The sequence below is a fragment of the Parendozoicomonas sp. 2304DJ65-17 genome (assembly GCF_058148445.1).
Map to the genome: position 1 here is coordinate 818,107 of NZ_JBYVJV010000001.1, position 14,366 is coordinate 832,472.

Consider the following 14,366-nt stretch of genomic DNA (forward strand, 5'->3'; position numbering starts at 1 on the left):
ACCGAACTGAATAGTTATGACTACATAGGCAAAGGGTCGGAATTATACGCTCTCACAAAATCTTATAACAGAAGAGAAAACAATAAGGAAATTTCCGTAATAGGTCTCTGTCGTATTGCTTGGTAGGATGCGCCAGATTATACAATATTAGAATAGGTCTTAAGCAGTGACCAGTGTACAGAAGCCTATCGGCATTATTGGAGCAATGGATCAAGAAGTCGCTCTGCTGCGCGAACAGCTTCAAAACAAACAGGAGTTGTCTCTTGGTGGTATGACCTTCTATGAAGGTGAACTGGATGGCATTCCCGTGGTTCTGCAGAAGTGCGGCATTGGCAAGGTTAACGCCGCTATTGGCACAACCATTCTGATTGATCGTTTTCAGCCTTCAGCCATTCTCAATACCGGTTCTGCCGGTGGTCTGGACAGTTCCCTGAATGTTGGGGATGTTGTGATTTCTACTGAAGTGCGCCATCACGATGTGGATGTCACCGCCTTCGGTTATGAGTACGGCCAGGTTCCTCAGTTACCAGCGGCGTTTACCCCCTGTGAGAAACTGGTTCGACAAGCTGTTCTTGCATTGAACAACATGAATGCTGAATCAGGCACAAGCTACCGGATTGACCGTGGTCAGATTCTTACTGGTGATTCCTTTATGCAGTGTGCTGACCGGGTTGCACAGACCCGCGAGCGTTTCCCGAACTCTGCTGCCGTTGAGATGGAAGCTGCTGCTATCGCGCAGGTTTGCCATCAGATGGATATTCCTTTCCTGATTATTCGATCTTTGTCTGATATTGCCGGAAAAGAGTCCAACGTCAGCTTTGAACAGTTCCTGGATACAGCTGCAACTCACTCAGCTGATATGGTTCTGGCCATTGTTCGCCAGATATCCAATGAGCCCGAACAGCCTCCTGTTGCGGCTTAATATTAAAAGGCCGAAACAAAGAACATTGTTTCGGCCTTTACCTGATTGAGCTCTGTGCTCAACTCAGAGTTTCTTTTCTATTGCAGCGGCTCTGGCTTTTAGAGTTTCCAGCGCCTGTTCTGACTGCTGCAGGTAACTCTGAAAAGTGTCAAAATCCTTTGGCTTCACAACCATCCCCGGAAAGTTAGACTCCCCCCACGTTTTGAGCATGTTGTAGAACGCCTCAAAAGCTGAGCTTTTTTCTGACAGATCAAGAAATTCTTTCTTAATTATGGCGCTCGATGCTCCATTCAGGTTCAGGCTTTCTTCAAGATACTCCGCTGACAATTTCAGGTTGTCAAAACCATCCAGAACGTAAGACGACAAGATTGCGGGATTAACCGTAGAGCGAAACAGGAAGAGATGTTCTCCCGCATTTTTGTTGTATGAGTGAGTGTATTCCAGATAACGATTCATCTTTTCTTGAGCTGTTTCTGCTGCAGCATAAGAGTAAACAGAAGAAAAAATAAGTGAAGCAGTAAGCAGAAGTAGTCGCATGATTTGCCTCCTGTATCGGCAAACCAAAAGTAGCTACGGGTTGGCTTATCAACAAGTGTGGGGGCTAAAGGTTAGAGAGTTAAAACCGACAATAAGTGCACTTACCCCGGCAGCGAATTCTGAGAATTTCGCAAGCACAAAGAATAACCGGGGTAAGCAATTTATGACGAGACTTAATCTCCGTCGATCAAATCGCCAAGATTCCCTAACACCGAACCTTCACCTTTTCGGCTGCCACTCGCAACGGGCGCGTTAGCCAGAATACGATCTGCAAGGCGTGAGAATGGCAGGCTTTGAATCCACACTTTGCCCCGGCCACTCAGGGTGGCAAGAAAGATTCCTTCACCTCCAAACACCATAGATTTCAAACCTCCGGCGCGCTGAATGTCGTATTCAATATCACCAGCGAAACCTACCAGGCAACCGGTATCCAGACGCAGGGTTTCATTATTCAGTTCCCGCTCTACGACAGTACCTCCGGCATGAATAAATGCCATGCCATCGCCTTCCAGCTGCTGCAGAATAAATCCTTCTCCACCAAAGAATCCGGCACCCAGCTTGCGGTTAAAGGTTATGCTAATGCTGGTTCCCAAAGCGGCACAGAGAAAGCTGTCTTTCTGGCATACAACCCGCTCACCGAGCTTGGACATATCCAGCGCAACAATAGAACCGGGGTAAGGAGCAGCAAAGCCAACACGCTTTTTGCCCATGCCTTCATTGGTAAAGTGTGTTGTGAATACAGACTCACCCGTCAGAGCACGCTTACCGGCAGAGAATAGCTTGCCCATAAAACCCTGATCGGGTTCAGAACCATCGCCCATGCGGGTTTCGAAGTTAATGCCTTCTTCCATAAAGGTCATTGCTCCGGCTTCTGCAACTACCGTTTCCTGAGGATCCAGTTCCACTTCAACCAGCTGCATATCATGCCCGCGAATTTCGTAATCAACTTCATGGCAACGCATATTTATTATTCCTTTAATCGAGTTGGTGTTATCAGCCGGTATAGATTATCAAGAGCGCTATTTGTAAAACACCTGAAGATTCATCCATGTACTTATCAAAGATGATTTGAGATACAGGATCTATCAGTGAATTTGTCCAAGTGCAATGACAAAGCCTTGCCATAAAACTTCAAGACAGGGACAAAGATATAAATATCTGCGTTTGATATTGTGGCTCTCGAAGTATTCCTACAATAGAGAGCACGCAATGCCACGCTTCGCTTTTTTAGCTCGTTTGATGGCTTTAACAAGCCTTATATTCCTTACCGGTTGTGCAACCAATACTCCATTAAACTGGATGGGGTTACATCCTGAACTTGATGCAACACCAATAACACTTAAGGAAAAGCGGGCTTTGGTAATTACCACCAGCCAGGCAACACTGGGTAAAGATGGCAGTGCTACTGGCGTATTCGCCTCTGAGATGACCGGCCCCTATTACCAGTTTCTCGATGGCGGTATGGATGTAGATATTGCGAGCATTAAAGGCGGCAAGGTTCCTGTAGATCCATTGTCTTTTTATTGGTTTATTAAAGCAGAGTCAGACCAGCGCTTTTTGGAAGACGAAGAGTTTCAGGCCAAAGCCAATAATTCCCTGAAAATTGATGACGTAAATATCAATGATTACGACATTGTTTTCCTGTCCGGGGGATGGGGCGCAGCTTATGACTTTGGTTACTCTGATGTACTCGGCGAAAAAATGTCTCAAGCTTATGCACAAAACAAAGCGATTGGTGGAGTATGCCATGGGCCGCTCGGTTTACTGAAAGCTCGAAAGCCTGATGGCACTCTGTTGGTAGATGGTTTGAAAATGACAGCAGTGACAGATCGTCAGGTCAGTCAATTATTTGTTACGGAAACACCTCAACATCCAGAAAATGAATTGCGTAAGGCCGGGGCTGATTTTGAAAGTGACTGGAGTCTGATTGATATTTTTTCTAACCATGTTGTAGCTGATGGTCGTATAATTACCGGCCAGAATCAAAACGCTGGTGAAGAAGTTGCTTACAAGCTTATGGAGCTTGTGAAGGACGAATAATTTCTTTTTAGCGTCGTGTATAGAAAGAGGCTGATGACAGCCTCTTTCTTTTTGTCCTGAAAATAAAAATCACTAATAAATTCAATTGATAAATGAACAAAAAACTTCTGCTTAGCCTGTTCTCTCTCATATTACTTTCTGGTTGTGCCACCGGCCCTGTATTCCAAAGTGTTGATGATCCCACCAGTAAAGAGCACGCTTGGATATACACATTTCGTACAGTCCCTTACTCTGGTGGAGCTGTTCCGACAAAGGTCCTTGTAGACGGAAAAGAACGAGCTGGTTTATTCATCAGAGAATATCATGCGCAGCAAGTTGAACCTGGCGAGCATACTGTCAGCCTCTGGACAGGAAATGGTTGGAGCTATTACGACAGTAATCGTCTTCAAACAAAAGTATCCGCAGAAGCAGGAAAGTCATACTTTTTTACCATCAGACAAAAGCCATCCAGTTTCAGTAATGAAGTCATTTACAAAATCACTCAAATCCCTGAAGAAAAGGCCAGAAGGGATTTGTTGAACATGGAGTTTACCCTCGCCGAAAGCTATAAGGATGGCAAGGTTCATGAACCAATATCAGAAGAAACAATCGCTATAAAACAACGGAACAGCATCAAGAAACAATGGCGAGTTAGCAAACGACTACTCATGATGTTGAAAGAGAAGAACAGTGATCCAAAGCTTATCAAATCCTACGAAGAACTGGTCGCGAAACAAGAAGCTGAGCTAGAAGAACTCGACAAAAAAATCAGCTGGTGGAACGCCTTATGAACAAGCTCTATCTACTTACCGTTGTCTTGTATCTAGCAGGGTGTGCGGGGTTCGTGCCTCCGGAAGAAAGCAGTACACGCATACATTTTATAGCATCTGATGAGTTACCTTCTCCCTCAAACCAGTTTTACTCCATCTTTAATAAAGAAAGTTGCCTGAGTAAGCCGGGTTACGGGATGGCAGCAAATCTTGGGCTTTTTTCAGATGAGAAAATTGTCAAAGTAACTCCAGATCAAACTATTTATATTCTTTCCAGCGTATCAACCCATAGTCACAGTTACTCTCGTAGCTGTACAAACTTCATTACCCTTATCCCCAGCAATGGGGAAACTTATCGCGTAATCCAGGAATTAAAATGGCCTAGCTGTAAAACTCATATTACAGAGGTTTCCACTGGTAAAATTCCTGAGTCTGCCATTCAGATAGAAGTGCCTGAAGGGTGTGGATAAGATTAATTAGTCATTTTGATATCTAATTAGGTGTGGCTCCGAAGAGCCATACCTTTACGCAATCTCAGTCAACAAATTTGCCATTGGTTTAACCAGCTTTTCAGGAGCATCCTTTGGCGCAAAACGCTGCACAACATTACCCTCGGCATCCACCAGAAACTTTGTGAAATTCCATTTAATCCCCTTAGAACCCAACAACCCCGGAGCTTGTTCTTTAAGGTAGTTAAACAGTGGATGTGCGTTATCTCCATTCACATCCACCTTACTGAACAGAGGGAAAGTCACGCCAAAATTAATTTCACAGAACTCGCTGATCTCATTTTCAGAGCCTGGCTCCTGATGCCCAAACTGATCGCAAGGGAAGCCCAGTATTTCCAGCCCCTGGTCTTTGTATTTTTTATAGATCGTTTCCAGAGCTTTGTACTGAGGCGTAAACCCACACTTACTGGCAGTATTCACAATGACCAGGACTTTTCCGCGATACTGCTCCAAAGAAACAGTCTCGCCTTTTATTGTTTCAGCTGAAAACTCATAAATACTCATCTTCCCCTCCTTCATTTTCTATTTTCTGCCTTCTACGTCAGATCGTACTGAACAGATCATGAAGGCTCTAAATTTTCCTTCTCATATCGACAGTGAGCATAACACACCGGTTACCCCAGCCTAAGGAACAACAAGTGGGATCACTGTCTAATCACTTTCGGAATACTGAAGGAACAGAGTGAAAATGAGCCTTACCAGACATAGCAAAGCCGATTCCATAAATATTAATCCTGCACTGGTTGCATATATTAACAAGGGGTTCTCAGACCCTGTTATTGGGGAAAAAACAGCACAGGTTATGGCGTATAAAAAACGCTTGGTGTGCGAGCCGCGAACCTTTACCCCTACACAAAAAAATTGCGTGATTTCGCAATCACATCAATAAAAGCCTTTTCATTTGGGCTTGCCTGCGCGAAAAGCACTTATGCCTTTTTCTCAAAGGTTGCAGATATTGCCTGGAGGGCGGCTCCCGGGTCTATCGCTCTTTTCACCTTTACGAAGTGTGCCATGTATCACTACAGTTCAGTTGCTCCAGCAATAGGAGCCTTATGTACAACCGTAGATACCTTATGCACGAAGTATCCCGCCTTTGGCTATTTAGAATGGGCTTATCAAAATCCTGTTTCTTGTCTGCTTATATGCGTGGCGTTCAGTATGGTTCCATCTGTATTAGCATCTAATTGCACTCAAAATATTATGCAAACAGTGTCCTCTTTAAAAAACCTGATGAAGGTTACAACTCTTGGCTTAGCTCATCGTTTACATCAACTCTCCGCAGAAGATAAAGGCTCAGATAAAGCTGAGGAGATACAAAACAACGGTTTCAGAGATATTAAAACAGGCGATAAAGAAGAATTAACAATGAAAGATCTTGTCCCTGAGGAACCTGAGAAGCCACCAATGGACTTATTCAGCTACGGTGCTGATGCAAGAGAACAAGAATTCATTAAATATTGCAGACATACTTCTCAGGTAAGGCCTAAAACACCTTCCGAGAAAATAGAACCAAAAGCAAAATCTGAGTTACCTCCTCTACAGATGAAGCCTTTAACCAAAAGCAGAACTTACTGGATTAACGGCCATAAGTATCACCGTGTCTCAGGCAGCCTGTTCCGCCCAGAGCTATTTGCTAAAGAAGCTACCAAAGAAAAAGACTGATAAGCTTATCCGGTAATCACCGGAAAACATCAATCGATAGCGAAAAATAAATATGCTCTGGAAGCTCGCCTGTTTTCGTAAAGCGGTTTTAAGTCTTACCTTTCTGGCAATCTTTATAAGCGGCTGTAGCTGGCTGCCAAAAGAACCTGACTATATTTTTCAGTCTTCAAACTTCCAACAGTTAGAAGGCTGGAACCAGCAACAGGCTACCGGCCTGAAAACAGCCCTGATTGAAAGCTGTACCGTTTATAGCCAGCGCGAAGGTAATGTCGCAGATGATCCGCGCTTTGGCACTTACGAACAGTGGCATTCCCTCTGTGAAGCATTACCCGTACTGGAAGATGACGCGTTACCAGAGTTCTTTGAAAACGAGTTCGTGGTTTACCAGATAACCCCTTGGGAAAACGGGTTGTTTACCGGCTACTTCACGCCGTTGCTCCACGGCAGCCGTACAAAGTCAGAACGTTATTCTACCCCACTACTCGATGTTCCTTCCGACCTGATTCGCTTTAATCCCAATGATTTCGGGTTGGTTAAAATTGATGAAGATCGCCCAAACCGTATGCTGGCCGCCAAAGTAAGAAATGGCTGGATGGTTCCTTATGATGATAGGGAAGGCATTAACCAGCGTGCGCAACAGGGTGATTATGATAACGACGTTCTTTTCTGGATTGATGATCGGGTTGATCGTTTCTTCCTGCAAATCCAGGGTTCTGGAACTGTGCGCCTTGATACTGGTGAAGATGTTCAGGTGCGTATCTCTGGCCGGAACGGTCAGGAGTACTTTGCCATTGGTCGCTACCTGAAACGTAATGGACTTCTGGATAAAGTTTCTATGCAAAGTATTCGACAATGGCTGGATGATAACCCGGAACGTCTGGATGAGGTTTTGTACACCAACCCCGACTTTATATTCTTCTCTGAACTTGAAAAGCCTGGCCCAATAGGAGCCCAGGGAACCCGTTTGATTCCTGAACACAGCGCTGCTGTGGACGACAGTATCATCCCATTAGGTACACCACTCTGGTTGAGCACAACACTTACTCACGATGAAACACCGTTCGCCCGAGCTATGGTGGCACAGGATGTAGGCTCAGCTATTCAGGGGAATGCCAGAGCCGATATTTTCTTTGGGGCTGGTGACGATGCTGCTTTGAAAGCTGGTTTCCAGAATGCCGGCGGCAAGCTTTTTGTTTTACTTCCCCGACAATCAAGCAACTGACAGAAATGCCTTTTATTGATTAATAAATATGCAATAAAACTGTCTTAACCAACACGCTATAGTCATAAAGCTGCCATAGGCAGCTTTTATAAATGCACGACAAATCTCGTTAAACAATAAAAGGATCACGTGCTATGACTAAACTCCCTTCTCAGGGGAAGAAAGGCATGCTGCTCAAAGCATTGCCTTTCGCACTTTTGGCGGCAGTCGCTACCGAAAGTCAGGCCTTCAAACAGGAAACCCATAAGCGCATCGTAATTGACGCCGTCAATTATATGAAAGCTAACCCTGAAACCACTGAGTTCAACCGGTTAAAGGCAGCAGCTAATGCTGCAGGCTATACCGTTGAACAAATGGCAGAAGTTATGGGACAGGCTGCTTATGATGTGGATGACTTCGAAGACACCTATCTGTGCGGCAACGTAAGTGGTGACTGTGTTCGCGCTCCGGTATGGGGTCTGGGTTCAGCATTTACTAACTATTCCTCCTGGTGGCACTTCCAGAACCAGAGCCGTGGTCAGGATGCTCATGGTAACGACTTCGGTGGTTACAACTATGACAAGCTGACTGTTGGCGGCACCATGGATAATCTTGCCGCTACCTGGCTGGATGGCGATCACCTTGATGATGGCCCCGGCGGTATGGACGGCTGGTGGGGAATGGAAGATTCTGAATACAACTCCTATGGAGTAACAGAAGCTAACTACCGTCAGGGAAGCCAGTCTTCAAAGTCGATGTACAAAGACTTTGAGACAATGCCGTTCCAGCCTGTCGATAACCTGGGGCAATACTGGTACAGCCAGTTCTGGCAGCAGCCAAGTGCACAGACTCTCGGTTTTGCCTTGCACACAACTGACCTGCTGGTGCCCATGCATACCTGGACGACACTGGACAGAAACCACAGCGGCTGGGAAGGTTGGGTGCGTGACTACTACGATCAGGAAAATCTCAACGATTTCGACCTGGTTGCAAACGCCCTGCAAACCTTTACTCCACCAGTACCAGGCAATCCGGAGATTCGTGAAATCCTGACTCAGGGTGGCACGCTCTCATACAGCACTGGTAGTGTTGTTTTGAGCAGCACAAGTCATGAAGATCGTAAGCAGGTAGCCCGTAATCTGGTACCTCATGCTATTGCCATGGCTGTTCATGTTCTCAATCATGCAGCATTGCGTTTCTAATTAACAAAATATCAGGCAGGGAAGTGAGTAGTCCTGCTTTTCTCCAGTTCCTGGACAGTGTTCTAATGACAAAAATAAATATTGCTGCCCTGATCTTTGTTCTATTGCCCGTCGCTGGATTTGCTTCTCGAGCTCCCGATCCTGTAGTCAGCATTAACAGTGAAACAATTTCGCCGAACGTATTCAACCTGATTCACAAAAGTATCAAAACTCAGAACTTTTCTGCTTCACCACAAGCAACTCTGAAACGGATAACAGAAAACAGACTGCTCGCCCTACATAGTAAAGAAGAAGGCATAAAAGAACCTGAAACCAAGGTTGGTTTCCAGCGCACGGTATCTGTTAATGACCAGCTTGTGGGCTTACTCCGCTCTTCATACAAGAACAGTTACAGCCAATGGCAAAAACAACAGAGTGGCGGGCTAAAAGGATTTATTACCAACAGCACAGTTCCAGATTCAGCATCATTGAGAAGTATGCTGGGAAACTCCTCCTTCGTTTATCAGTTGGTCGGAGAAGAACTTAGCAAATTAAAAGAACACTCTCTGGTTCATTACCGTTTTCCTGATGGTGACACACAAACACTCAGTCTACACGATATTTACCAGCGCCAGAATGTTCAGGGCCGTATCAGCCTGCATCAGGGCGACGTTCGCTTTTTACAGAAACAGATTTTACAAATGCTGGATCGACGATCTGTTATTCACTGGGCACAACTGCATTCTGGTCTCTCAGAAGATGACCTCTCCTCTATAAAGAAAGTTCTCGCTGATCAGCGCCAGCGTAAGATTGTTATGAAAAGCGTTGGATTGGGGGATTTCTTTCACGGCAGCAACCCTGTTTTTGATCAGTTGGTGAAAGATGTTACCAAAGAAGAAGTATTCGAATATTACACCCGCAACAAAGAGACCTTCCGGGCGATTAATTCAGTTGATGCTTACCAGGTAATACTCTTTAGCCAGGAAGAAGCCGACAGGGAATATGAAAAACTCAGCGGAATGACTCAGCAGCAACTTCTGACATATTTCACATCCAAAGAGCAGGAAAAGCAGACAATAAGCCGGACCAGCAACCACCCTTCCTGGCTCATAGGAATGGCTTTCGCACAAACCACTAATAACGTATCCAAACCTGCACGACTACCGGAACAGAAAAATAAACGACCATCCTGGGCTATTGTTCTGGTAACAGGAAAATCTGAGCATTATCTGGAATCGGATACAGAAACAGTTCGCTATGAAGCCAGCCGGGTGATTGCCCAGCAAAAGGCCAGCAAGAATTTTCAGGCATTGCTTTCCGACCTGGCTAAGAAATATCCAGTTACACTTAATCCCAAAGCTATGAGCTCAACAGGTTCAACCTTATGAAGGAGGAAACTGTTATGAACAGAAAAACACTAATATTAATCGCCCTGATTCTTACCTGCTTTCTGGCAGGGGCGCTTCTGTTAACAACCATGGAAAGGACAGATGAACCTCAGGCAGAAAGCCTTTCGGCTACCCAACCACCTATAGGTACAACCTCAGAAGAGATTGGAGATAAAACATCGGAGAAGTCGCCCTCACAACTGCCTGCAATAAAGATTATCAGCCAACCTGTTAACAAAGATCTTGAACAGGCATCGCAGGCAGAGTCATCTTTCCCTGAGCTTGAACGCCCTTTAGATTCGGAAGCAATCTCCAGCCTGTCTGCAACCATGATGGCTGGCGATTCACGGGCTCCGACTATTGGAGAGTCTGAACCCGATATTCTTCCTACAGCAGAAGAACTGGCTGACCCCGAGCTTTATCAGGACTATGAGAAAAGTCTCGAACAGCGCTTCCAACAGGCTTGGGTGAACAATGCTGATAATAAAATTGAGATGCTGGAAAGTTATATCGAGATGGCTGAGTCCCGGTATCTTGATCCGGAAGAGCTTGAAGCCGGGCTAAGAAAACTGGAAAAGATAAAAGCTATGAAGCAAGAGCTTCAGGCCTCACTTGGCGAGCAGGAAAACAATACAGAAAACTAAACGGCTCTCTTCAAATTCAGGAATGAGCCACCATAAACGATGTTCTCATTCCTGTAAGAAGTTTCTCAGCTCATCTCCAGAACAGTATCAACCAACCTGAAAATACCGCTGGCCGCTTCACTGATGCTGCCAGCCAGCATATAGGCAGGAGTAGTTACCAATTTGTAGTCTTTATCCACAACCACATCATGAACCGGGCACTCTTTATGAACTGCGCCGGTTTCCTCAACAGCTGAAGCTGTATCCTGGTCATTACCAATTGTGCACTGAACACCTTCTCCGAAAATCTTCGCAGACATAACCGGAGCAATACACATCAGTCCAACAGGTTTACTGGCAGCCTTAAAGCTCTGTACAGCCGCTTTTACATCATCCCTTACAGCCACATCTTTACCCTTAAAGGCAAAATCGCAGAGGTTTTTAGCCGCCCCAAAACCACCAGGAATAATCAGGGCATCATACTGATCTGCAGCCAGTTCACTCAGAATTTTAATATTGCCACGGGCAAGACGGGCGGCTTCCACCAGCATATTGCGGGTATCTGCCATCTCTACACCAGAAATATGGTTAACCACATGGTGCTGGTCAGCGTCCGGAGCGAAACACTGATAGCTGGCACCATTTTGATCCAGCCGCAATAAAGTCAGAACAGATTCGTAAATCTCAGAGCCGTCATAAACACCACAGCCCGAAAGGATAATCGCAACTTTCTTTTCCATTATCTTGCCCAACCCTTCTTTGGAATAGACCCAGAATATAAGCCCTTAAAACTAAAGAACAGAACATAGCCTATTGAGAAGCAACCATTTCGGGAGTGGATAGACAGGAGAGTGATTTCAGGTAACAAAAGGAATGCACCAGAGGCTTCATAAACTACTAGTGCAAAGTATCGGTATTATTGAGTTCTTCACGTCTGTACTTCACGGCTTTCAACAGTGCATCACGGTTAGCATCATCCAGCTCCTGATCATTATTATATCTATTCTGTAACGCATTCAGGGTTTGGTGATCCTGTGCCTCTCTTATCACGCCGTGCTCCTGCACTGTTAGAAAAGCCTGATTCAACCCCAGAGCCGTTATATTTCGCTCTGAAAGTTTGTAGTCAGTCTTCTCTTTATCTGAGGAAAAATAGGACTTCCCTTCAACTACTCGAACGTTCGGGCCTGTAGTAGATGATTTCCCCAGCACCAAACCGGCAAGCATCTTCCACAGGCTTTGTCCTGTTCGCTCCGGCCCCGCTCTAAGGTCACTCATAAATCTATCCCTGTATTATGAAAACTTGTCGAAAACCTCTACCAGCTTCATGCCTGTATTCAGTACCGGCTCTTTATGAAGAAGCAAATCATGCGATTTTTCCTTCTTCGCAACAGCCAGTAAGTGCTGTCCTACCGCTTTCCGAAGAGCCCGTTCATCATCTATTGCCTCCTGAACAGACATAAACCACTCCGGCGGCGTATCCCCTACCTGCTGCGCAAGAGTAATCTCTTCAAGTACGTCGGCAGCTTTCTGTGTTTCTTGCTTCATGCCTTTCGCCGCCTGCATCAACCCTGGAGCCTGGTTATAAACATTGCCAAGCGCTTTAAAGCCTTTTTCAACATCAATATCGTCAAACGCCCGTTTCGCTATTTGGACAGTTATCAAATGTTTGCCAAGAATCTTGGCAAACTTTTTCCGCTTGGCGAGATATTGATCCACCTCTTTCTTTTTGGCTTCTAAAAGCTGTTCAAACTCTGGTGAGTTCTTCAATGGCGCTATAGCTTCCTCTTCCAGATCACTGGAGATACTCCCTAAGCCAGAATCCTTAGAAACACTGCTCTCCAGCTCATCGATTGCCTCATCAGTATTCGAATAAACAGGTGGAGGAGGCGTTGTAAACTCTGTGGTCGGATTGCTGGCAAACTCGTCAACCTCACTGTTTGAATAAAGCGGTTCGCCCTTAGGGCGGTTAGTCAGCTGTTTATTGTCATAAATATTTTCAATGCCGCTTGGAACGCTATAAACAGGCTCATCTTTTCTCAGCCCCTCATACACTGACTCAGGTTCGTCAGGGCGTTTTTGCAAAGGCGAATAAAGCGGCTCTGTAGTCGTTTTTTTCTGCAAAGCCGAATACACAGGGCTGGCTGAAGATTCCTTCTGCACGGCTGGATTTTGCTCGTGCTGAAAGAGTTTGGAATATTCTGGAGAATCAGACAGCGATGAGGATCTTGCTTTTTCAGATGCCACCAACTCCTTCATCCCCATCCCTTTATATCTGGGTGGTGGCACTGGCGGGGCTGATTCTGAGCGTTTTTTCACCGGACTGTTATCACCAGAATTTGGTAAATCCGGAATAGTGTCATAAAACTTGTCGCTGCTGGCTTCAGACTTATGAGACTCTGGCCTGGGAGGCAGCGGAGGCGGGCTCGACGGAAGATATGTTTTGGTCTGTTCAACGACAACAGGCTTGTTTTTACGAAAGCGATCCAGAAACCCACTCGCAAATCGTCTCTTCTTTTTCTTTACAGGAGCAGGGTTATCTTCAGGCCTTGAGTAGATATCCAGTGGCTCGTAGATATCGTCTGATTTAAGTTCTGGCTCGCTACTAAGCTGTGCCTTGGCAGGCACATCACTTTTCACTTCTGCAGTTGCTTTGCTCTCCGGGGTTTTAACTGCCTTTCCAACCCCTTCATAAATATTTTCCTGAACAGGAGGTCTGACTTTTAACAACTGACTGGGAGTATCTGACTTGTGCTTCTTAAATCGGGCGAAGAGTTTGGCTCGTCGACTTTTGGGTTTTTCCTGTTCAGAAACAGGCTCCTCGTTTTTAACAGCCACTTTCTCTGATTTAAGGTCTGATACCAGCTCTTTCTCAGGCAAAGATGTACTTTTCGGTGATATATCTTCGAATTTCGTCGCTTCAGGGTAAACCTGTGGACTGGTGTCGAGCGTGTAGCCCTTAGACTTCTGTTCTGTGACATTTTCCTGCGCCTGTGGCTTAGGCGCAACATGGGCAGGCTGGAAATTTCGCAGCGGAGCAGGCTTCTGCCAGTCTGAAAACTGCTGCACCTGAGGCTTTGGTGGCTGATAGGCAGGTTGACGTGCAACCTGGTTATATCCCCCTTGGTTGAAGTATCGGGTATGGGAGCTCACTGGAGCACTCTGGGGAGAGAATCCCTGCCAGACATTCTGCTGGGCATAGCCAGAATACCCTGGCTGAGGATAAGCAGGCTGGGGAAAAGGCGGAGCATGGTAAACAGGAGGCTGCCACTGTTGTGGCTGAGGAGGTGGCAGCACCTGAACGTAGGAAGTCTGGCGAATGTAGCCCGGTTGATTCGTCTGAACCAGAACAGTATTACGGGTATAAATTCCGGTATTTGGAAAGTCCGGAACCCGGGGAGGCCAGCTCTGATGCTGTGGCTGGTTATTTATATAAACGCTAAAGCCGCCATACTGCCCACCCTGAGCAACATGAACCTGGCTCTGAAAGCCGCCATAGTTGAGTCCCTGAACGCCCCCGCCATGGCCAGGGATTGCGTTATACCCCATTTTTCATC

Annotated in this window: 15 protein-coding genes; 9 read left to right on the forward strand and 6 right to left on the reverse strand. The window is 45.8% G+C overall.

What is annotated here, in order from left to right; genetic code table 11:
* The first annotated feature begins 166 nt into the window (after positions 1–166).
* Positions 167–922: a 5'-methylthioadenosine/S-adenosylhomocysteine nucleosidase gene (gene mtnN / locus ACY2RR_RS03755; RefSeq protein WP_490106806.1), complete on the forward strand. Its 756-nt coding sequence runs from the start codon at positions 167–169 to the stop codon at positions 920–922.
* A gap of 63 nt (positions 923–985) precedes the next feature.
* Here the strand turns inward: mtnN and ACY2RR_RS03760 are convergent, their stop codons facing one another.
* Both ACY2RR_RS03760 and ACY2RR_RS03765 read right to left on the reverse strand, forming a co-directional pair.
* Positions 986–1,459 (reverse strand): hypothetical protein, encoded by a 474-nt coding sequence (locus ACY2RR_RS03760; RefSeq protein ID WP_490106807.1) that lies wholly within the window; start codon positions 1,457–1,459, stop codon positions 986–988.
* A gap of 173 nt (positions 1,460–1,632) precedes the next feature.
* Complete coding sequence (locus ACY2RR_RS03765; RefSeq protein WP_490106808.1) at positions 1,633–2,421, reverse strand: TIGR00266 family protein; 789 nt, start codon at positions 2,419–2,421, stop codon at positions 1,633–1,635.
* A gap of 247 nt (positions 2,422–2,668) precedes the next feature.
* Here ACY2RR_RS03765 and ACY2RR_RS03770 point away from each other — a divergent pair, with 247 nt between their 5' ends.
* From ACY2RR_RS03770 to ACY2RR_RS03780, 3 genes are all read left to right on the forward strand, one after another.
* A complete protein-coding gene (locus ACY2RR_RS03770) occupies positions 2,669–3,499 on the forward strand; it encodes a type 1 glutamine amidotransferase domain-containing protein (protein WP_490106809.1) in 831 nt (276 codons plus the stop codon).
* Positions 3,500–3,591: 92 nt separating this feature from the next.
* Complete coding sequence (locus tag ACY2RR_RS03775) at positions 3,592–4,269, forward strand: hypothetical protein (protein WP_490106810.1); 678 nt, start codon at positions 3,592–3,594, stop codon at positions 4,267–4,269.
* A complete protein-coding gene (locus tag ACY2RR_RS03780) occupies positions 4,266–4,718 on the forward strand; it encodes a hypothetical protein (protein ID WP_490106811.1) in 453 nt (150 codons plus the stop codon). The genes ACY2RR_RS03775 and ACY2RR_RS03780 overlap by 4 nt, the downstream gene beginning before the upstream one ends.
* Positions 4,719–4,772: 54 nt before the next feature.
* On the opposite strand, the gene ACY2RR_RS03785 is transcribed toward ACY2RR_RS03780, so the two are convergent.
* Positions 4,773–5,261, reverse strand: a complete 489-nt coding sequence (locus ACY2RR_RS03785) for a glutathione peroxidase (RefSeq protein ID WP_490106812.1) — start codon at positions 5,259–5,261, stop codon at positions 4,773–4,775.
* A 357-nt stretch (positions 5,262–5,618) separates the two neighbouring features.
* On the opposite strand from ACY2RR_RS03785, the gene ACY2RR_RS03790 reads away from it, so the two are divergent.
* From ACY2RR_RS03790 to ACY2RR_RS03810, 5 genes are all read left to right on the forward strand, one after another.
* Complete coding sequence (locus ACY2RR_RS03790) at positions 5,619–6,419, forward strand: hypothetical protein (protein WP_490106813.1); 801 nt, start codon at positions 5,619–5,621, stop codon at positions 6,417–6,419.
* Positions 6,420–6,471: 52 nt separating this feature from the next.
* Positions 6,472–7,641 carry a murein transglycosylase A gene (mltA, locus tag ACY2RR_RS03795; RefSeq protein ID WP_490106814.1) on the forward strand — a complete coding sequence of 390 codons (1,170 nt, stop codon included), beginning with the start codon at positions 6,472–6,474 and terminating at the stop codon, positions 7,639–7,641.
* A 134-nt stretch (positions 7,642–7,775) separates the two neighbouring features.
* Entirely contained in the window at positions 7,776–8,822 is a 1,047-nt protein-coding gene (locus ACY2RR_RS03800) for a phospholipase C/P1 nuclease family protein (RefSeq protein WP_490106815.1), read from the forward strand.
* Positions 8,823–8,887: 65 nt separating this feature from the next.
* Positions 8,888–10,189, forward strand: coding sequence for a peptidylprolyl isomerase (locus tag ACY2RR_RS03805; RefSeq protein WP_490106816.1), 1,302 nt, complete (start codon positions 8,888–8,890; stop codon positions 10,187–10,189).
* Positions 10,190–10,203: 14 nt separating this feature from the next.
* On the forward strand, positions 10,204–10,833 hold the full coding sequence (locus ACY2RR_RS03810; protein WP_490106817.1) for a hypothetical protein: 630 nt from the start codon (positions 10,204–10,206) through the stop codon (positions 10,831–10,833).
* Positions 10,834–10,898: 65 nt separating this feature from the next.
* Here ACY2RR_RS03810 and elbB read toward each other — a convergent pair whose 3' ends face one another.
* The 3 genes from elbB to ACY2RR_RS03825 all read right to left on the reverse strand — a co-directional run bounded on the left by elbB (position 10,899) and on the right by ACY2RR_RS03825 (position 14,358).
* Positions 10,899–11,552 (reverse strand): isoprenoid biosynthesis glyoxalase ElbB, encoded by a 654-nt coding sequence (elbB, locus tag ACY2RR_RS03815; RefSeq protein ID WP_490106818.1) that lies wholly within the window; start codon positions 11,550–11,552, stop codon positions 10,899–10,901.
* 157 nt (positions 11,553–11,709) lie between these two features.
* Entirely contained in the window at positions 11,710–12,087 is a 378-nt protein-coding gene (locus ACY2RR_RS03820; protein WP_490106819.1) for a hypothetical protein, read from the reverse strand.
* 15 nt (positions 12,088–12,102) lie between these two features.
* The gene (locus tag ACY2RR_RS03825) at positions 12,103–14,358 is read right to left on the reverse strand and encodes a hypothetical protein (RefSeq protein WP_490106820.1); all 2,256 of its coding nucleotides are present in this window, start codon (positions 14,356–14,358) and stop codon (positions 12,103–12,105) included.
* Positions 14,359–14,366: the final 8 nt, after the last annotated feature.